General features: G+C 54.1%; 11 protein-coding genes. 3 read left to right on the top strand and 8 right to left on the bottom strand.

Features of this window, described 5'->3' with window-relative positions; all coding sequences use genetic code 11:
• Nucleotides 1–724: 724 nt before the first annotated feature.
• From rne to Q8W22_RS06680, 3 genes are all read left to right on the top strand, one after another.
• The gene (gene rne / locus Q8W22_RS06690) at nt 725–4,381 is read left to right on the top strand and encodes a ribonuclease E (RefSeq protein WP_305451890.1); all 3,657 of its coding nucleotides are present in this window, start codon (nt 725–727) and stop codon (nt 4,379–4,381) included.
• Between the two features lie 272 nt (nt 4,382–4,653).
• Nucleotides 4,654–5,700, top strand: coding sequence for an HD domain-containing phosphohydrolase (locus Q8W22_RS06685; RefSeq protein ID WP_303431463.1), 1,047 nt, complete (start codon nt 4,654–4,656; stop codon nt 5,698–5,700).
• The gene (locus Q8W22_RS06680) at nt 5,681–9,184 is read left to right on the top strand and encodes a transporter substrate-binding domain-containing protein (RefSeq protein WP_305451889.1); all 3,504 of its coding nucleotides are present in this window, start codon (nt 5,681–5,683) and stop codon (nt 9,182–9,184) included. Before Q8W22_RS06685 ends, Q8W22_RS06680 begins: the two co-directional genes overlap by 20 nt.
• Nucleotides 9,185–9,315: 131 nt before the next feature.
• Here Q8W22_RS06680 and prpF read toward each other — a convergent pair whose 3' ends face one another.
• From prpF to ppsA, 8 genes are all read right to left on the bottom strand, one after another.
• Nucleotides 9,316–10,494, bottom strand: coding sequence for a 2-methylaconitate cis-trans isomerase PrpF (prpF, locus tag Q8W22_RS06675; protein ID WP_303431461.1), 1,179 nt, complete (start codon nt 10,492–10,494; stop codon nt 9,316–9,318).
• Between the two features lie 127 nt (nt 10,495–10,621).
• The gene (gene acnD, locus Q8W22_RS06670; RefSeq protein ID WP_305451888.1) at nt 10,622–13,240 is read right to left on the bottom strand and encodes a Fe/S-dependent 2-methylisocitrate dehydratase AcnD; all 2,619 of its coding nucleotides are present in this window, start codon (nt 13,238–13,240) and stop codon (nt 10,622–10,624) included.
• A 179-nt stretch (nt 13,241–13,419) separates the two neighbouring features.
• The gene (gene prpC / locus Q8W22_RS06665) at nt 13,420–14,553 is read right to left on the bottom strand and encodes a 2-methylcitrate synthase (RefSeq protein ID WP_303431458.1); all 1,134 of its coding nucleotides are present in this window, start codon (nt 14,551–14,553) and stop codon (nt 13,420–13,422) included.
• A 149-nt stretch (nt 14,554–14,702) separates the two neighbouring features.
• The gene (gene prpB, locus Q8W22_RS06660) at nt 14,703–15,584 is read right to left on the bottom strand and encodes a methylisocitrate lyase (RefSeq protein WP_303431716.1); all 882 of its coding nucleotides are present in this window, start codon (nt 15,582–15,584) and stop codon (nt 14,703–14,705) included.
• Nucleotides 15,584–16,249 carry a GntR family transcriptional regulator gene (locus tag Q8W22_RS06655; protein WP_303431715.1) on the bottom strand — a complete coding sequence of 222 codons (666 nt, stop codon included), beginning with the start codon at nt 16,247–16,249 and terminating at the stop codon, nt 15,584–15,586. The genes prpB and Q8W22_RS06655 overlap by 1 nt, the downstream gene beginning before the upstream one ends.
• A 961-nt stretch (nt 16,250–17,210) precedes the next feature.
• Nucleotides 17,211–17,705: a ribonuclease E activity regulator RraA gene (gene rraA, locus Q8W22_RS06650; protein WP_305413390.1), complete on the bottom strand. Its 495-nt coding sequence runs from the start codon at nt 17,703–17,705 to the stop codon at nt 17,211–17,213.
• A gap of 89 nt (nt 17,706–17,794) precedes the next feature.
• Nucleotides 17,795–18,823, bottom strand: a complete 1,029-nt coding sequence (locus Q8W22_RS06645) for an alpha/beta fold hydrolase (protein WP_305451887.1) — start codon at nt 18,821–18,823, stop codon at nt 17,795–17,797.
• Between the two features lie 80 nt (nt 18,824–18,903).
• On the bottom strand, nt 18,904–21,273 hold the full coding sequence (ppsA, locus tag Q8W22_RS06640) for a phosphoenolpyruvate synthase (RefSeq protein WP_303431453.1): 2,370 nt from the start codon (nt 21,271–21,273) through the stop codon (nt 18,904–18,906).
• Nucleotides 21,274–21,431 lie beyond the last annotated feature (158 nt).

Genomic DNA, 21,431 nt, shown 5'->3' with positions numbered 1-21,431 from the left:
AAGCGCCGGATTTAAAGAGAATTGAGTGTCACATTACCGCGACAGAGAATCTAATACTTTGCTGACTTCATACTTTGTTGCTATATTCCAGCGGCATTCGGGTCTTACACAAACATTTTGACCGATGCAAGTATCGCCAACATCGAAAGCGGCGAGTATAGAAGAAGAAGAGTCAGCAACAAAACTCTTCGCAAGATTTAACACGGCAGGCTTGCCAGTATAACAGGTCGTATAAACGAGCGTCGGACTTGACGGGTCAGTGAGATAGCTGCGGGCAACTTGCCCCAGCCCCGGCCAGCAGAGTCCCCGGACACACAAAACGTCCGCCAAACCTCGCCCTGTACGATCAACCATATTGGCGCCGCCCGGTGAGATAAACCACGCAGCGACCTGCGGGCGATCTCGCATTATCAAATTATGGACGGTGTTGCCGATACCAGACCACAAACCGGTCCGGGCAACACTCTGATGCAAGCCACCTCCCGCAGCGCTAATACCCCTGCCGCAGCGTGGCCAACTGCCCAGAGTGACAACAGACAGCAACCTGACGTGTCGGAGCCTCAACGAAGGCCCCTATGCTTACACACTGAGACAGACCGGGCAGTCATTGCGCGGTGCTGGCAGGATAAAGCAAAGCACCCATAAAAATTTTGGTATTGGCCAGTCATATCAACGACTGGAATTGCCATCAGAGTACGTTGCCCTACTGAGCAATTTGTACTGCATGAAAAGAATGCTGATTAACGCGACTCAACCTGAAGAGTTGCGCGTAGCCCTGGTAGACGGCCAAAAACTCTACGATCTGGACATTGAATCCGGTGCTCGCGAACAGAAAAAATCCAACATCTACAAAGGCCGGATCACTCGAATAGAGCCCAGCCTTGAAGCAGCATTTGTGGATTTTGGTGCCGAGCGCCACGGCTTTTTGCCGTTAAAGGAAATCTCCAAAGAATACTTTGCCCGCGATCCCGGCCCTGGCCGTATCAACATCAAGGACGTCCTGCGCGAAGGCCAGGAAATCATCGTCCAGGTCGATAAAGAAGAACGCGGCAACAAAGGTGCAGCCTTGACGACCCAGGTCAGCCTGGCAGGTCGTTATCTGGTATTGATGCCCAACAATCCTCGTGCCGGTGGTATTTCCCGCCGTATCGAAGGGGATGAGCGTACCGAACTGCGTGAAGCCATGAAAGACGTCACGGTTCCCGACAAAATGGGCGTGATCGTCCGTACTGCCGGTATTGGCCGCAGCGGTCAGGAACTGCAATGGGATCTCGACTACCTGGTGCAACTGTGGGATGCCATTCAACGCGCCTACAACGAAGTCAAAGCCCCTGCCCTGCTGCTGCAAGAAAGCAACGTGATCATTCGTGCGATTCGCGACTACCTGCGTCAAGACGTAGGCGAAGTGCTGATCGACACCGATGCCGCCTATGCCGAAGCCCTTGGTTTTGTGCAGCAAGTCATGCCGCACTATCAGAACAAGTTCAAGCGCTACGACGACAGCGTGCCGCTGTTTAACCGTTACCAGATCGAAACCCAGATCGAAAGCGCCTTCCAGCGTGAAGTCAAGCTGCCTGCCGGTGGCTCGATTGTTATCGACCCGACCGAAGCACTGGTATCGATCGATATCAACTCCTCACGCGCCACCAAAGGCAGCGATATTGAAGACACAGCCTTCAATACCAACCTCGAAGCTGCCGATGAAATTGCGCGCCAGCTGCGTCTGCGTGACATGGGTGGCCTGGTTGTTATCGACTTTATCGACATGCTCTCCAACAAGCATCAGCGTGAAGTCGAAACACGCCTGAAAAAAGCCCTCGAAATGGATCGCGCCCGCGTTCAGGTTGGCCGTATTTCCCGCTTTGGATTGATGGAAATGTCTCGTCAGCGCCTACGCCCGTCACTGGAAGAAACCAGTGGCCACGTTTGCCCACGCTGTAACGGCACCGGTGTTATCCGTGACATCCAGTCCACTGGCCTGTCCATTCTGCGCCTGATTGAAGAAGAAGCCGCCAAGGAAAACACTGGCCAGGTACGTGCCATTGTGCCGGTATCGGTCGCCAGCTTCTTGCTGAACGAAAAACGCAAACTGATTGACGCCATCGAAAGCCGTCACGGTAACCGTGTTGTCGTTTTGCCAAATCCGAACATGGACACGCCGCATTTTGAAGTCCTGCGCCTGCGTCCAGATGACACCCTGGTAGGAGAGGTTTCCTACGAGCACCGCTTTGATGAAGTCGAACCGGAATACGGCATCGACACCAATCTCAAAGAAACAGCCAAAACCCAACAGGCAGCCGTTAAAGGTGTGGTTCACGCCAAGCCAGTAACCACCACCGCTGTACCAGAACCAGCTGCAGCAGCTCCAGCCGCCACCCCGGTTGCTGCCGCGCCGGCCGCCAATAACAACCCGGGCATGATAGAGAAAGTGGCGTCTTTCCTGTCTGGCCTGTTTGGTGGCGATTCCGGCAACAGTAGCACTACCAGCAGCCCGGCGGCCAAAACAGCAGCACCGGCAGCCACGCCATCCACACCAGCAGCGGCCAATAGCAATCGCAGCAGTAGCAGCACCAATCGCCGCCGTTCAGAGTCCTCCCGTAGCGAAGAACGCTCCGGTAATGGTGGCCGTCGTCGTCGCAACAACGCCGGTAATACCGACAGCAACGACAGCCAAACGGATAACGACAAGCCGCGTAACAACCGCAACGAAGAGCGAGCCAGTCGCCCACGTCGCGAAGAACGCCAGTCCGGCAACCCGGACAACGATTCATCCAACCGGGAAAACAACCGCAGCCGTAGCCGTAACCGTCGTCGCGAACGTCCGGAAGACAGCAGCAACACCGCGGTTACCGACAAAAACATTGAAAAAACATCCGAGCAGGTAACGGACAAGGCCACCAAAGAGGCCACCAGCACCCCGCAGGAAACGACCGACAACAACACAACCAACAACTCGGCAACAGAGACCTCGTCGAACAATCGTCGTCGTCCACGTCGTGACCGCAGTCGTGGCAGCAGTGAATTCCGTCGTGAAGCGCCAAAACCAGGTGCAGAAGAAGGAGAAAAGCAGTCCATCGCACCTGCGAGCCGCAATGCCAGCTCCTCAACCACGGCAACCGACAGCAGCAATGAGTCCGGCAGTGAAGAAAAATCACCACGCCGTTCACGTCGTCGTCGTCGCAGCCGTAATGAAGATCGCCAAACTGAAGCAGCAGCAGAAACCACAACAGCAGCAGAAACGGCAAGCGCTGACACGGTAGCGACCGAAACCGCCGCTACCGCAACCACGGCACCAGAAGCTGAAACTGAAACTGAAACCAAGGTTGCAGAAAGCACAGCGACCGAGAGTAACGTTGCAGCCACTGCGGCTACCGACGACAAGACCGCTACTGCTGCTGCCACCGCTGTCGATACCAGCGCTGATGCAACAGACACTGCGGTTACCACGCCGTCTGAAACCACGGACACCCCGGCCACTGACGCAGCAGCTGAACCCGCTCCGCAAGCGGAAGCAGCCCCGACGCCAGAAAAAGCAGAGACGACCGAAGAAACCCGTCCCCGCCGTCGCCGTCGTAGCCGTAATCGCTCAAACCGCGACAACACATCCGAATCTGCAGCAACAGAGCAGCCGGATAACAACGCGAAAGCCGAAACAGCAAGCCCGGAACCGGCTCCGGCAACAGCCAGCGCCCCGGCACCGGTTGACACTGCTGAGCAACCAGAGCCAGTCAAAACAGAAGCCAAAGAAGCCGTCACCGAGACCGTGACCGCCGAAGTGACGGAAGCCAAAACTGCTCCAGCAACCGAGACAACCGCCACGGCAGAAGCGACGGTCGCAGTGGAAACACCGCCAGCGGCAGACACCACGAAGGAACAGACAGCGCCTCGCCGCCGTCGTAACCGTCGCCAAAACTACCGTGCGCCGAATGATCCTCGCAACCAGGGTGACGTTAAAACCGAGTCAGAAACAGCAGCCAAACCGCTGGATACGACAGAGACTTCAACCACCACGCCTGCAGAGGAACCAGTACTTGCTGCTGAACCAGTCGCTGCTGCTAAGGTTGTTGAGGCTAAAGAAGCTGAAGTGAAAACAGAAGACGAAGTAAAAACAGAAGCCGAAGTAAAAACAGAAGCCGAAGTAAAAACAGAAGCCGAAGTAAAAACAGAAGCCGAAGTGAAAACAGAAGCCGAAGTAAAAACAGAAGCCGAAGTAAAAACAGAAGCTGAAGTGACAGTCGATGATCCTGCGCCAGCCAAACCTGTCGCAGAAACCACGACCAAAGCCAACGACACAGCAGCTGACAGCAAGGTTGCAGTCACACCGGCGGAAACAACCGCCACTGACGACACCGCAACCAGCAAAGATCCGAAATCCTCCTGATTTCTGGACAATAGACGAAAACAGGCGGACTCCCCAAAGTCCGCTGGCTTTCTATTCAAAAGGCCTGCCATCGTGCAGGCCTTTTGAATTTCACCATCAATCGATACTCCCTCTCCAGCCAAGCCGGTGCAACCACACGAATTCGGACACAACTGCGCCAATCTTGCCGATATGTCCAATAGCAACCAAGATTTCGACCAATAACATTCTCTCCTGCCCCGCTACGTGCTAGTTTTAAACGATATTCAGATAAGGACGAGGTAGAGGAACCTGTGGATCAGCCTTCACGTATCCTGGTTGTCGATGACGTCGCCAACAACATTCAGGTCGCCATGAATATCCTGCGTGAAGACAACTACGAACTGTCTTACGCCATGTCGGGTAACGATGCCCTCGCTTTATTGCGAACCCAGTCTTTTGACCTGATTTTACTCGATGTCATGATGCCCGATCTGGATGGCTTTGATGTCTGCACACGCATCCGCAAAGACCTCAAGCATCGGGACATCCCCATTATCTTTCTCACCGCACGGGCGGATGTCGATTCAGTGGTCAAGGGCTTCGAGCTTGGAGGGGTCGACTACATCATCAAACCCTTTCATGCCGCCGAATTGCTCGCCCGGGTGCGCACTCATCTGGAGCTGCATACTGCCAAAGCGCTGCTGCAAAAGCACAATATCAGCCTGCGTCAAAAAGTAGAGCTGACCGAAAAACGCCTACTCTCCGAGCTGGAGCAAACCCAGCTGGAAATGATCCATATCCTCACCGAGCTGATGGAGTTCACTTCCGATGAAACCGGCCGCCATATCAAACGTGTGGCCGAATACTCGCAACTGCTGGCACAGCTGCACAACAGCCTGACCGAAGAAGATGCCGTCATCATCTTCCACGCTTCCCCGATGCACGATATCGGCAAGGTCTTTGTGCCTGAAGCGATTCTTCACAAGCCCGGAAAACTGACGGCAGAGGAATACGACACCATGAAAACCCACACCACCTGTGCCCATAATTTCCTCAAGAACTCGCCCCGTCGTATTCTCAAGGCTGCGGATACCATCGCCTGGCAACATCATGAACGCTGGGATGGCAGCGGCTACCCGCTGGGCCTCAAAGGCCATGATATTCATATCTATGGCCGCATTGTGGCTCTGGCCGACGTCTTCGACGCCCTGTCCCACCAGCGCATATACAAACCGGCCTGGACCATGGCAGACACCACCGCCTACATTATCAATAACAGCGGCACCCATTTTGACCCTTATCTGGTCGAGCTGTTTCGGGACAACCTGGATCAATTCATTGCGCTTGCAGAAGTGTAGCCACTGGCAACAAGCCAGCTGGCTCAGGAACAGCAGAACCCTGCTCCTGCTGTTGACGCTATTATTGTCCTCAACGGTCGTGGCCGGATTCGAACTCACTCCGGAAGAACAAGCCTGGATCGATGCCCACCCCACCGTCACGGTGGCGGTCGAGCGTAACTGGGCCCCTTTTGACTTTGTAGACTACAACGGTAATCCAGATGGCATTTCCCAACGCCTGATCAGCAATATTCTGGCCTCAGTCGGCATCCAGCCCGATTATCGTATCGATGACTGGTCCAGCTTGCTGCGTGATGCCCGTTCCGGCGAGATTCTGATCTTGCCTTCCCTGGTCCACACCCCTGCGCGGCAAGAATATTTGCACTTCACCAAGCCTTACCTGCGTTTAAGTGAGTATTTTTTTGGTCACAGCGATCTGGTGGGCGCCAGCAAAGAGATGCTGATGAAACAGCGTCTGGTCATGCCTGCCGACTTCGCTCTGGATGAAAGCATCCGGGCTCTTTACCCCGACCTCACTATTCTCACCGTGTCCAATCTGGATGAAGCCATCCGCATGATACTGGAAGGCCAGGCCGACTTGCTGATCGATATCTACGCGGTGATGCATTACAAACTCAGCCGTCAGGGCATCATCAATATCAAGCCACTGGTGCCTTATGATGCCGTGAACCTGCATATGGCCGTGCCTCGTTCACAGCCAATCCTGCAAGGTATTATCGACAAGGCGTTGCTGGAAATATCCGCTGCAGATATCAGTGCCCTGTCACAAACCTGGTTGCCTGACCACCCAAGCAGCAATCATCAGCTATTATTGTCGCGCCATGAAATCGAATGGCTACAGCAGCACCCGCAAGTCACTGTTGATGCCCACTTCCTGCCTCCTCTGGTGATCACCGAAGGAGAACAAATCGGTGGCATCGCGGGTGAATATTTCAGCCGGGTCGGCAAGGCTCTGGATATTCGCTTTGCGCCCAATCCCTCCGACCATCATGCCGATATCATTATCTGCGATCTCAACGATTCTGCACTCAATGACGACTATCGAGCGGTCGCAACGCTACTGGAAACTCCGGTCGTTATTCTGATGACCGAGGATGCGGCGTTTATCGATGACGAACAGCAGCTCAGCCGCTTGCGAGTAGGAATACTGGCATCTGCCAGTTTTGACCAACTGTTGGGCAAGCGGATTCCCGGTTTATTGCTGACCCATATCGACTCCCCTACCCAGCTGCTGGACATGCTCGAAGCCGGGCAACTCGACGCCGTGACCATGCCTCTGATACAAGCCAATCACCTGCTGCGGCTGGAGAACTTTCGTCATCTCAAAGTGGTGGGTAAAACCAGCGTGACAATTCAACCCGCCATTATGGTAAACCGCCAGTCACCGGAGTTGATGTCGGCTATCTTGGCCACCGGAATCAAACTCAGTGATGCCGACCGGCTGTCCGTTCTCAACCAATGGTCAAATATCCAGTTTGCCGAACGCATCAACTATCAGCTGGTTGCCAGTGTTGTTGCCGTTTTCATCCTCTACATCATTATCAGCATTTACTGGAACCGCCGCCTGAGCAAGGAAGTCGAGCAGCGCAAACAGACCGAGCAGGCCTTGCAAACCGAACGTGACAACTTCAAAACCCTGTTCAAGGAAGCCACCGAAGGCAATCTGATCTTTCAGTTTGGCCAGTGTATCGCCCACAACCACGCCACCGAACGACTGCTGGGTTATCGCAACGGCCGCAATATCGACGGCATGACACTCGCCAATGCCACGCCATTAACCCAGCCCGATGGCCGCGAGTCTGAAGAGGTGATCACCCGGGCCTTTGCGACCTGTCTCAACAATGGCACCTTTCACCTGGAACTGATGATTCGCCGTCAGGATGGTACCCAACGCTGGCTTGATATTTCCCTGACGCGCATTCACTACGAAGGCCAGCCAGCCATTTATGCCGTACTGAAAGATATTTCAGAGCAGAAACGGCTCACCGCTGAACTGGCCCGCGCCCGCGACAAGGCCGAAGTCGCCAACCGCGCCAAGTCGGAATTTCTCGCCAATATGAGCCATGAAATCCGCACCCCCATGAACGCAATTATCGGCTTTACCGAGCTGTTGAGTGAGCAGCTCGACCAGCCTCGCCTGCGCTCTTATGTCGACACCGTACACAAAGCCAGCAGCTCATTACTGCAACTGATCAATGACATTCTGGATCTGTCGAAAATCGAATCCGGCAAGATGGCGATAACCAAGGCGCCCACCAATGTGAATGTTCTGATTGATGAAATCGCCCAGTTTTTCTCTCTCGCAGTCACCACCAAGGGACTGAATCTGGTCGTCAACACCGATACCCGATTACCGCTTTTTTTATTACTCGACGATGTCCGCCTGCGACAAATCCTGATCAATCTGGTGGGTAATGCCGTCAAGTTCACCCACCAGGGTGCCATCACACTCACCTCACGCACCTTGCACATCGACGATCACCTCAGCAAGGTCGACCTTGAAATCACCATCAGTGATACCGGCATAGGCATTGAGCCGGACCAGATTCAGGCCATTTTCACCGAGTTTGAACAACTCGACAGCCGCCACGCCGGTGGCACCGGGCTGGGGCTGGCCATATCCCAACGCCTGATTGAACGTATGGGAGGGAGCATCTCCGTCACCAGCAGCCCCGGCCAGGGATCAACATTTACCCTCAAACTGGTTGGTATCGACATCGCATCAGTTGAAACCGCTGACCGGACAGAGCCGGGACAAAACCTTGGTCGCCTCCGGATCGATGATTTTGAACCCTGCAGCATTCTGGTGGTTGATGACATAGACAATAACCGCGAACTGATTGCCCGTATTTTTGAGCACTCACAGATCCAGATTCTCACCGCAGCCAACGGCCAGGAAGCCCTCGATGCCGTCGCCTTGTCACCGCCGGATCTGGTGTTGATGGATATCCGCATGCCGGTAATGGACGGCTATGAAGCCACCCGAATCCTGCACAAGCGTTACCCGGGCCTGCCGGTGGTTGCACTGACAGCGTCGGTATTACAAGGGGGAGAATCTGCACCGGATTTGCAACGCTTTGACGCCCATTTGCAAAAACCGGTCTTGCAGCGTGAACTGATCAAGACACTGAAGCAGTTCCTCGCCACCAGAGACGAAAACAACCGCCCGGACACACCGGCAACAGCCAATACCACCACCGATACCACACCCTTACCCTTGTCGAACCCTCCCGACAGCAGCGTACTGGTGAGCATCAAGGACCAATTGATGCCGCTTTACGAGCAGGCCCGTCATACCCACAACCTGAAAGACATCGGCCAGTTTGCCCAGGCATTGCAGCAGTTATCGACCGCAGAAGGCATCACCTCACTGACTGAAATTGCCAGCAATCTGCTCGCCGCCATCGATACCTTCGACATTGTGTTGATCGAAAACCTGATGAGCAAATATCAAAGCCTGCTGGCCAGTACCGACCAGCCATAAAAATGCCCCCGGCCTGGCTAAGACCGAGGGCAAAAAACTGCGTTCCGCGAGGAGCATCGTGAACGCAGGTCACAGGGACTCCTGCTGTCTTCAGCTACAAACCCGGCAGGCTTTAATGGCCTGCCCGGCAGCTAAAACGTATCCCCGGGGATACGGACAAAACCTTCCATCAATACGCGAGCGGAACGACTCATCACGGCCTTTTGGGCACGCCATTCACCATCCACCAGCTCTGCCGCAGCACCGACTCGCAAGGTACCGGACGGGTGCCCAAAAATAACCGCGTCACGCTCGACACCACCGGCTGCCAGATTCACCAGCGTGCCGGGCACTGCCGCCGCAGTAGCAATGGCCACCGATGCCGTTCCCATCATGGCATGGTGCAATTTACCCATCGACAAGGCACGGACACAGACATCAATGGCGTCGGCCTCAATCTGCTTGCCACTGGACGAGACATACGCTGTCGCAGGGGCCACAAATGCAATTTTGGGAGTGTGCTGGCGAGCGGCTGCTTCTGAGATATCGTTAATCAATCCCATTTTGACCGCACCCCAGGCCCGCATGGTTTCAAAACGTGCCAGTGCTTCAGCATCGCTGTTGATGTCTTTTTGCAACTCGGTACCGGTGTAACCAATATCCGCAGCATTGACAAAAATGGTCGGAATACCGGCATTGATCATGGTTGCCTTGAAGGTTCCGATACCCGGTACTTCCAAGTCGTCGACCAGGTTGCCGGTTGGGAACATCGAGCCTTCGCCATCGGCCGGATCCATGAATTCCACTTCGACTTCTGCCGCCGGGAAGGTCACACCATCCAGCTCAAAGTCACCGGTTTCCTGTACTTCTCCCGCCGTGATGGGCACATGGGCAATAATGGTTTTACTGATGTTTTTCTGCCAGATACGTACCGTACAGACGCCGTTTTCCGGAATCCGCCCGGCATCCACAAAACCGGACATAATGGCAAAGGCACCCACCGCTGCCGTCAGGTTGCCACAGTTACCCGACCAGTCGACAAATGCTTTATTGATGGCTACCTGACCAAACAAATAATCCACATCATGGTCTGGCTGGGTGCTTTTATCCACGATAACGGTTTTCGAGGTGCTGGAGGTAGCGCCCCCCATACCATCGATCTGCTGACCGTAAGGATCCGGGCTGCCAATCACACGCTGCAGAATCTTGTCACGGGCTTCACCCGGCTCCTGAGCGGCAGGCGGTAAATCCTGGCGGCGAAAAAACACACCTTTTGATGTCCCACCACGAATATAGGTCGCCGGAATTTTAATTTGAGGAACGTGGGCCATATGGTCTCCTTGATGAGCCGGTACCGGGAAACAGGCACCGGCCATGTCTATAAATCGGTTCTGGACAAAACGAACCGCTGGCGGCCTCTTGTTTTCAGGGGCAACCAGCGGCTACGGAGTTTGCCGCTTATTCCTGTCCGAGGAAGTCCTTGGCAAACATTTGCAATACGCCACCGGCGTTATAAACACGTACTTCCGTTGCGGTATCCAGACGACAGGTCACCGGTACCTCAACCACCTCACCACTACGGCGAGTCACTTCAAGGGTCAGCTCACTGCGTGGAGAAATATCGCCTTTGATGGTGTAGGTTTCGGTGCCATCCAGACCCAGGGTCAGACGAGTGGTACCCGGCTTGAATTCCACCGGTAATACTCCCATACCCACCAGGTTGGTCCGGTGAATACGCTCGAAACCTTCCGCGACGATCACTTCCACGCCTGCCAGACGAACGCCTTTGGCGGCCCAGTCACGGGAAGAACCCTGACCATAATCAGCACCCGCCACAATAATCAGCGGCTGTTTGCGGTTCATGTAGGTTTCAATCGCTTCCCACATACGCATTTGTTCGCCTTCCGGCTCAACCCGCGCCAGAGACCCCTGAATCACGTCACCCTGCTCGTCACGACACATTTCGTTCAGCAATTTCGGGTTGGCGAATGTCGCACGCTGCGCCGTCAGGTGATCGCCTCGGTGCGTTGCATAGCTGTTGAAGTCTTCTTCCGGCAAGCCCATTTTGGCGCAGTATTCACCGGCCGCACTGTGTGCCTGAATCGCATTGGATGGCGACAGGTGGTCGGTAGTGATGTTGTCACCCAGCACCGCCAGAGGACGCATGTCTTTCATGCTGCGTTCACCCGCCAGGGCACCTTCCCAATAAGGAGGACGACGGATATAGGTCGACATTGGACGCCAGTCGTACAGTGGGCTCTCGGCTTGTTCGATTTCACCCAGATCAAACATCGGGATATAGACTTGCTTGAACTGCTCCGGCTTAACTGCGGAGGCAACGATGGCATCAATTTCTTCATCTGATGGCCACAGGTCTTTCAGGGTAATTTCCTTGCCATCAACCACGGCCAGGGCATCGTGCTCGATATCAAAACGCACCGTACCGGCAATCGCATAGGCCACAACCAGTGGTGGTGACGCCAGGAAAGCCTGTTTGGCATACGGATGGATACGACCATCAAAGTTACGGTTACCCGACAGTACTGCGGTGGCGTACAGGTCACGGTCGATAATTTCTTGCTGAATCGCTGGGTCCAGTGCACCCGACATGCCGTTACAGGTCGTGCAGGCATAAGCCACGATACCGAAGCCGAGTTTTTCCAACTCAGTCAGCAGGCCAGCTTCTTCCAGATACAGTTTGGCAACCTTGGAACCTGGTGCAAACGAGCTTTTCACCCAGGGTTTGCGAGTCAGGCCCAATTCATTGGCTTTTTTCGCCAACAATGCCGCTGCAACCACGTTGCGAGGGTTCGATGTATTGGTACACGAAGTAATCGCCGCAATAATCACCGCGCCATCCGGCATCAGGCCATCGGCTTCTTCCTGCTTGCCAGCAGCCAGTTTGCCTTCATCGGCGATACCGCGTTCGGTCAGATCCGAGGTTGGCAAACGACGATGCGGGTTGGACGGGCCAGCCATGTTACGAACCACAGAGGACAAATCAAACTGCAGCACGCGCTCGTATTCAGCGTCGACCAGCGCATCCGCCCACAAGCCGGTCTCTTTGGCGTATTGCTCAACCAGTGCGACTTGCTCAGGCTCACGCCCGGTCAGTTTCAGGTAATCAATGGTTTGGGAATCGATGTAGAACATCGCAGCGGTGGCACCAAACTCAGGACACATGTTAGAGATCGTGGCACGATCACCAATGGACAGGCTGGCGGCACCGGCACCGAAGAACTCAACATAGGCACCGACTACCCGTTCCTTGCGCAGGAATTCGGTTAACGCCAGAACAATATCGGTAGCGGTAATCCCGGGCTGACGTTTGCCAATCAGCTCAACCCCGGTAATGTCTGGCAGGCGCATCATGGATGGCAAGCCCAGCATCACGGTTTCGGCTTCCAGACCACCAACACCAATCGCGATAACGCCCAGCGCATCCACGTGTGGTGTGTGGGAATCGGTCCCGACACAGGTATCCGGGAAAGCCACCAGCTTGCCGTTGTCATCTTCACGGGCCTGAATCACTGGCGACATCTTTTCCAGATTGATCTGGTGCATGATGCCGTTACCGGCCGGGATCACATCGACGTTTTTGAAAGCGGTTTTGGTCCACTCAATAAAGTGGAAGCGGTCAGCGTTACGACGATCTTCAATCGCCCGGTTTTTCTCGAAGGCATCCGGGTCAAAACCTGCGGCTTCAACTGCCAGCGAGTGGTCAACAATCAACTGGGTTGGCACAACCGGATTCACTTTGGCCGGGTCGCCTCCCTGGTCAGCAATGGCATCACGCAAACCCGCCAGGTCGACCAGCGCCGTCTGACCGAGAATATCGTGACACACGACTCGTGCCGGGTACCATGGAAAATCCAGGTCACGCTTGCGTTCGATCAGCTGTGTCAGGGAAGCGGTCAGGTCGGCAGGGTCACAACGACGAACCAGTTGTTCCGCCAACACGCGGGAAGTGTACGGCAGCTTGGCATAGGCCCCAGGCTGGATCGCATCAACAGCTGCACGAGTATCGAAATAATCGAGGTCGGTACCGGGCAGGTTTTTACGGAATTCAGTATTCATGGTGTTCTCTCTTCCGGCTGTCGGACAACAACCGGTTGTTGTAATTTGGTTGTGACTTCAGGCAGCAGCATTGCTTGGCCCAACACGTCAGGTGCCTTCAACACACTGGTTTCAGGCACCCGGCTTGTGGCGAATGGACAGCTCTATGGCCAGCATCCATCACCTGATCATCACAACAATCAACTGCGTTCAGATATATCAACCCATTCGGCGCTTTCCGGGCCGGAGTAGTCTGCAGATGGACGGATAATCCGGTTGTTGGCACGCTGTTCCATAACATGAGCACACCAGCCAGAAGCCCGTGAACACACAAAGATAGGTGTAAACAACTTGGTTGGGATACCCATAAAGCTGTAAGCCGAGGCGTGGAAGAAATCCGCGTTGCAGAACAGTTTTTTCTCGCGCCACATCACCGCTTCAACACGCTCGGAAACGGCGTACAGATGCTTGTCATTGACCAGTTCAGCCAGTTTTTGTGACCATTCCTTGATGATGGCATTACGCGGGTCACACTCTCTGTAAATCGCGTGACCAAAGCCCATGATCTTGTCTTTGCGCGCCAGCATACCCATGATGGCTTCTTCTGCTTCATCGGCTGAACGCCATTGCTCGATCATGTCCATGGCCGCTTCGTTGGCACCACCATGCAGTGGCCCACGCAGGGAACCAATGGCAGCGGTCACACAGCTGTGAATATCGCTCAGGGTGGAAGCACACACGCGGGCAGTAAACGTCGAAGCATTAAATTCGTGTTCTGCATACACGATCAGTGACGCGTGCATCACATCCACATGCATTGGATCAGGTTTTTTGTTGTGCAGGGTCCACAGGAACTGTTCACCAATGCTGTCGGCCTCGGTCTCTACCTCGATACGCAAACCATCGTTATGGGTAAAGTTGTACCAGTAGTTGATCATGCCTGGGAAAACCGCCAGCATGCGATCAATGCTGTCGTGGGCCTGGGAAAAATCGGTTTCAGTTTCCAGATTACCCAGCATCGAACAACCGGTCCGCATCACATCCATTGGGTGAGCGTCAGCTGGAATCTGTTCCAGTACGGTTTTCAAGGCGTCGGGCAAGCCACGCAGGCTTTTCAATTTGGCTTTGTAACCGTCCAGCTCTGCCTGATTAGGCAATTTGCCGTACAGCAACAAATAAGCGACTTCTTCAAACTGGGCCTTGTCGGCCAATTCCTTGATATCGTAACCACGGTAGGTCAGACCGGCACCGCTTTTACCTACGGTACACAGTGCCGTTTCACCGGCAGATTGTCCGCGCAAGCCTGCGCCACTCAGTTTTTTTGCTTCAGCCATCATTATGCTCCATCGAAACTGGTCAGTTGCCACACCTGTAGCGGTGGTATGTCGTATCGCGCCAACAGCCAATATCCGTTGTGTTGTGGCCGCAGTAACGCGATACGTACAGGTGTAGATCTGGTGTTATTATTGGGTCAGCCGGAGGCTTACTTGTTTTTACCTTCAGAGAACAGCTGGTCCAGCTTCTGTTCAAAATCGTGGTAGTTCAAGTAAGAGTAAAGATCCATACGGGTCTGCATCATGTCGACAACTGCGCGCTGATCACCGTTTTCAAGAATGCTGGTATATACCGTTTCTGCTGCCTTGTTCATGGCACGGAACGCACTCAGTGGGTACAACACCATGGCAGCGCCCCATTCACCCAGCTGCTCACGGTTCCACAATTCGGTTTGACCGAACTCGGTAATGTTCGCCAGTACTGGCACATCACCCAGCGCTTCAGAGAAGGCACGGTAATGTTCTTCGGTTTTGATTGCTTCCGCAAAAATGCCATCCGCACCTGCAGCCACATAGGCTTTGGCACGTTCCAGCGCCGCTTCCAGACCTTCCTGGGCAAAGGCATCGGTACGGGCCATGATGAAGAAATCAGGATCGGTACGGGCATCAACCGCCGCACGGATACGGTCGGTCATTTCTTCAACCGAAACAATTTCCTTGTTCGGACGATGACCACAACGTTTCTGGGCTACCTGGTCTTCCAGGTGAACCGCAGCGGCACCGGCTTTTTCCATCTGCTGGATAGTGCGGGCAATGTTAAACGCGCCACCCCAACCGGTATCAATATCCACCAGCAATGGCAAAGAAGAGGCTGCCGTAATACGGCTAACATCGGCGATCACGTCGTTCAGCGACGTCATACCCAGATCTGGCAGACCATAAGAGGCATTCGCCACACCACCACCGGACAGGTAAATTGCCTTGTGTCCGATACGTTCAGCCATCATGGCGCTATAAGCATTGATGGTGCCCACAATCTGTAATGGTTTGTTTTCCGCCAGTGCCTGACGAAATTTTTGTCCTGGAGTCATCATTGACCCTCCTCTTCTGCCATAAGTCGTTCAAGATTAAGAAGCGACGTCTGGATATGACGTCGCATCAACAGTTCAGCCAACTCGGCATCACGTGCTGCGATGGCTTCAACGATACGTTGGTGTTCCTGCAGAGCCTGTAATGGGCGCTCGGTACTGGTACTGGTTTGATAGCGGTACATACGCACCAGGTGATACAACTCGCCGTATAACATTTGCTGCAAGCGTTCATTCTTGCTGCCACGAATCAGCCGGTAATGCAGGTCGAGATCACCGGCTTTCTGGTAATAACTCTGCCCTTGCTCAGCCTCAATCGATGCCGCGTGTTCATTCAGCAAGGTTTGTAACTCAGCAATTTCGTCGTCCGTCATCCGCTCGGCGGCGAGACGGCAAGCCATGCTTTCCAGTTCAACCCGGACTTCATAGATATCGCGCAGCTCCGCCAACGATAACGACACCACCCTGGCTCCGGCATGGGGAATACGCACAACCAGGTGCCGGGCTTCCAGTTTCTGAATGGCTTCACGCATCGGCGCACGGCTACCGCCGTACTTCTGCACCAGCATTTGCTCCGACACTCGTACACCCGGCTTCAGCTCTCCCCGCACAATGGCGGTGGTGAGTTCTGAAAAAACCTTATCTGCGAGTGTTTGAGGGTCTGCCATCAGATTGTCTACAATCGATTGGGATGTGCTCACAATAAGGCCCTTGAAGGAGATTAACAATAGACTTTAGGCTAATATTGTATACGAAAATACAGAATCTGGCTAAAAAAAGGCCAGAATATTTGTTCAGAAAACGATTTTGTATGCAATCGGTGACGATGACCCGTTTGGTGTCACCTTGTCGCCAGGCTCCGCTTGCTTGTCGCGCCACATCGACTGCAGCGTGTGCTGACGGCATGATGGAGCGGCAGCGGCAAATAGAATCAAGGGGCAGAACTGGAACCTCACGCTGTCGCAGCTGAGCATCCATTTTGAGTGGCAGCATCGACGCGTATCTGGATGGGTAGCGCGACCAGTGACTGACCCAGAACACTGAACAGCCTTACACAGGGTTTTGAATACGCTCTTTATTCGGGGTCAACAGATATACGCTTTATTTCAGCAATCGACAAAATCTCATCAGTCTTGCTGCCTTTAAGGTAAAGGGGACATCTATTTAATCCGGTGCTCACTCTGGGCTACCGGATTAAATAGATGCCCCCTGTAGCTCACGAAACATATTATCTCCATTGATGATATTTTATGAATACCAAATAAAACCAACATTAATCCTGCACCCGGTTCTGATATTGTGATTTTTGCAGAACGCCAGAAAACCGGCATGCATCAGCACCAGATATTGATTGTTTTTATTGCATGATTATTTATTTGCAGTCGCCAGGATTGGCCAGCAATGATTTATTGATACGCTGAATTCAGGCTGTAATTTTTATTAGTTTATTAGTGTTTATTCGTACGCTCGACAGCTCCACACTTCCAGCCTCTCTCTCCCTCTACCCACTCTTCTTTCTCCCAACCTCATGCCCCAACCTCATGCCCCAACCTGCATGCCCCAACCTGCATGCCCCGGCCAAGCCGGGCCACGCAGCGGAGGCGACTGATTTCCCAGTCATCAGGGTACTTATTCAGCTGGCATCGACAATGCTTTGGGAGAAACAATAATGCCGTTGTTATCGGCATAGACAAAGCAGCCGGGTTTGAATACAACGCCGCCAAATTTGACCTCAACGTTCACATCACCCAGGCCACGCTTGTCGGTTTTGAGTGGATGGGTCGCCAATGCCTGAACACCCAGTGCGGTTTCCATAATGGCATCAACATCACGAATACAGCCATTAATAATAATGCCTTCCCAGCCGTTGTTAGCGGCTTTTTCTGCCAGCATATCGCCCAGCATGGCGTGGCGCAGTGAACCACCACCGTCGACAACCAGTACCTTGCCCTTGCCGTCAGTGGCTACCAGCTCACGGACCTTGGAGTTATCCTCAAAGGCTTTGATGGTCACAATCTCGCCACCAAAGCTGTCATGGCCGCCATAATTGTTGAACATAGGTTCAACCACTTCGATCAGTTCAGGATATTCATCGCACAGATCGGGGGTCAGATAATCAGTCATACAAGTGGTCTCCTGTTAAGTGTGTTGGCTATCAAACACCATACAGGGCACTGTCGTCCAGACCACTTTGGGCTGATAGCAAGCAAGAATCATTCAAGTAATAACGAGTGATTAACGACTGGATTCCCCGGCAAGGCATGCAGATTACCCAGCCAGTCGCCCACCAATGGCCAGACTTCATGACAGGCTGTCGGGCTGTTGACCATGCCGGAGTGATCATAATCTTCACTAAAACCGCTATCGGTACCCAGCACCGTCATGGATTTGGGCACTTCCACGCCTGCGTCGGAACCGTAGTGTTCGTAAAAACGACGGCAGCAGGTGAGCGGATCAACACGATCAGCGACACCGGCAAACATGCGCAACGACACCCTGGCCTGTCGCCAGGCGGGCAACAATGGTTGTTTGGCTGCTGTCAGTTGCCATTTGCCAAAAATAGCCTGTCGTGCCAGGTATTCATTCACGATACCGGCCGGTTCATTTTCGGGGCCAATGCCGACCTTGAGACCGTCCAGCTCACCCTTGATGGACATCAGCGTCCGTAAACTTAATGCCCCTAATGGCATCCACAAATACCAGGGGCGTTTCAGCACCTGGGCACCAAACGACACCACACCGGCGCAGTTGTCCGGGTGTAACTTGGCCGCTGCAATCGCAGTTGCCAGCACCACCCCACCCAAGGAGTGTCCGATCCAGGCCGGGTATTCTCCGGTTTTTTCACAGACAAAATCATTGACGGCGGGCACATCGTAACAGGCGTACTGTTGCGCCGTATTGTCCGTGTATTCGATATTGCGTGGCGACAATCCATGACCTCGCTGCTCCATCAACCAGACATCAAACCCCTGCCGCACCAGCCAGGCAGCCAGGCCGTCACCATCGGCGGTCAGCCAGAAACTGCGATTGGTAAACGAGCCATGCAGCAGCACAACCGGTGGACGACGGCCATCACGGTCTGGAGATGTTTCATAACTGCCGGGGGACAGGTGTGTTACCGCCACTTCGACACTGCGATCCTGATCAAGGTTGTGCTTGACCAGATAAACATCATCGGTAAAACCGGCCAGGTTATCAGCCCTGGCCAGGGTTACCGGAAACAGCGCACTGCTGCTTTTCATGCGGGAATATCTCCAAAGCTCCGATCACCAGCGATCGGGTACTCATTGCGGTAAGATAAGAATGGCAGCCCGTTTGGACATTAATGTGACTTGTCCGCGAGGAAGAACCAGGTATCCATAACAGAGTCCGGGTTCAACGACACGCTGTCGATGCCATGTTCCATCAACCAGCGGGCAAAATCCGGATGATCTGATGGCCCCTGGCCACAAATACCCACGTATTTACCTTGTCGTTTACATGCCTGAATGGCCTTTTCCAGCAGCACCTTGATCGCCGGATTACGCTCATCAAACAGATGGGCAATAATACCGGAATCCCGATCCAGTCCGAGTGTCAGCTGGGTCAAATCATTGGAACCGATCGAGAAACCATCAAAGTGCTGTAAAAACTCGTCGGCGAGAATGGCATTGGCCGGCAGCTCACACATCATAATCAGCTTGAGGCCGTTCTTGCCGCGCTCCAGGCCGTTGTCTTTCAACAAGTTAACGACTTGCTCCGCTTCACCAGGGGTGCGTACAAAGGGCACCATGATCTCGACATTGGTAAAGCCCATCTCATCCCGCACCTTGTGCATGGCCCGGCATTCCAGCTCAAAACAATCGCGGAAATTTTTCGAGATATAACGGGAAGCGCCACGGAAGCCCAGCATCGGGTTTTCTTCTTCCGGCTCGTACAAACGGCCACCAATCAGGTTGGCGTACTCGTTTGATTTGAAGTCTGACAAGCGCACGATTACCCGCTTGGGCCAGAACGCGGCGGCCAGTGTTGAAATCCCTTCCACCAGCTTTTCGACGTAAAAGTCGACCGGCCCCGGATAGCCGGCAAAACGGCGTTGTACCGTAGGCTTGAGGTCTTCGGGCAGGTTGTCGAAATTCAGCAAGGCCTTGGGGTGCACACCGATCATGCGATTGATAATAAATTCCAGCCGCGCCAGACCAACCCCGGCGTTTGGCAGCTCCTGGAAATCAAAGGCCCGGTCGGGATTGCCTACGTTCATCATGATTTTGAACGGCAGCTCCGGCATTGAGTCCACGCTGTTGGTGCGGATATCAAAATCCAGTGCGCCATCGTAAACATAACCTGTATCACCCTCGGCACAGGATACCGTGACCGGCTGGCCATCTTTCAGTCGCTCGGTAGCGTCTTCACAACCGACCACCGCCGGAATGCCCAGTTCACGCGCAATAATCGCGGCATGGCAAGTCCGCCCACCCCGGTTGGTAACAATGGCTGACGAGCGTTTCATGATCGGTTCCCAATCCGGGTCGGTCATATCGGCAACCAGTACATCCCCTTCCCGGATCTGATCCATATCGTCGATATCGTTCAGGACCCGAACCGGCCCGGAGCCAATCCGGTGGCCAATACTGCGTCCTTCGGCCAGCACCGTGCCGGTTTCTTTCAGCAGGTAGCGCTCCATCACGGTTTTGCTGGTGCGGCTCTTGACCGTTTCCGGTCGCGCCTGCACCACGTACAACTTGCCGTCATCCCCATCCTTGGCCCATTCGATATCCATCGGCCGGCCATAGTGCTCTTCGATGGTCAGCGCCATGCGTGCCAGTGCTTCGGCTTCGGTATCGGTAATGGAAAACTGCTGCCGCAACTCACGATCCACCCGCAAGGTTTCAACTGACTGGCCAACACTGGCCGAAGCGTTGTATACCATCTTGATGGCTTTGGCACCGAGATTGCGACGTAATATAGAGGGACGGCCTTCACGCAGATTGTGCTTGTGGATGTAGAACTCATCCGGGTTTACTGCCCCTTGCACCACGGTTTCACCGAGGCCGTATGATGCAGTAATAAACACCACCTGATCAAAACCGGACTCGGTATCAATCGAGAACATCACACCACTGCTGGCGGTCTCGCTGCGCACCATGCGCTGCACACCGGCCGACAGGGCAATCGCGCTGTGATCAAAGCCCTGATGTACCCGGTAGGCAATCGCCCGGTCATTAAACAATGAGGCAAAGACATCCCGAACCGCATGCAGAACGTTATCAATCCCCACGATATTCAGATGGGTTTCCTGCTGACCAGCAAAGGAGGCGTCTGGCAGGTCTTCTGCTGTGGCCGACGAGCGCACTGCAGCCGCTATCTGGTCATTATCGCCTTGCAGCGTGTCGTACGCTGTCCGGATAGCAGACTCCAGCGCCGGTGGTAACGGCGCCGCCAGAATCCAGCTACGAATGGCAGCACCGGTTTCTGCCAGTGCCCGTACATCATCCACATCCAGATCGGACAATGCGGCATTGATACGATCATCCAGTCCCTGATAGGAAAGAAATTCCCGATAGGCGTCGGCACTGGTGGCAAAACCACCCGGCACGGTAACGCCAGAACTGGCCAGGTGGCTGATCATTTCTCCGAGCGAGGCATTTTTGCCACCAACCCGGTCCACATCTGCCATACCTACCTGATCAAACCAAAGTACATAGTCAGTCAATGTTGTTCTCCTGTACCATCGCGTGCTTTATGAGCCTGCTGAACTCATCGACGCCACCAGTGGTGACCTCGACGGTAAGAACACCGTTTTTGGGTTTCGGTGATTACGGGTTCAGATAACCCTTTTTATGCTGCTTCCGGACCATCCAGCGTACCGAT

Source organism: Oceanobacter sp. 1_MG-2023 (genome assembly GCF_030689025.1).
Classification (GTDB): domain Bacteria; phylum Pseudomonadota; class Gammaproteobacteria; order Pseudomonadales; family Oceanobacteraceae; genus Oceanobacter.
Note: the sequence above shows the minus strand (reverse complement) of the source record. Positions and strands in the feature narration are given on the sequence as shown.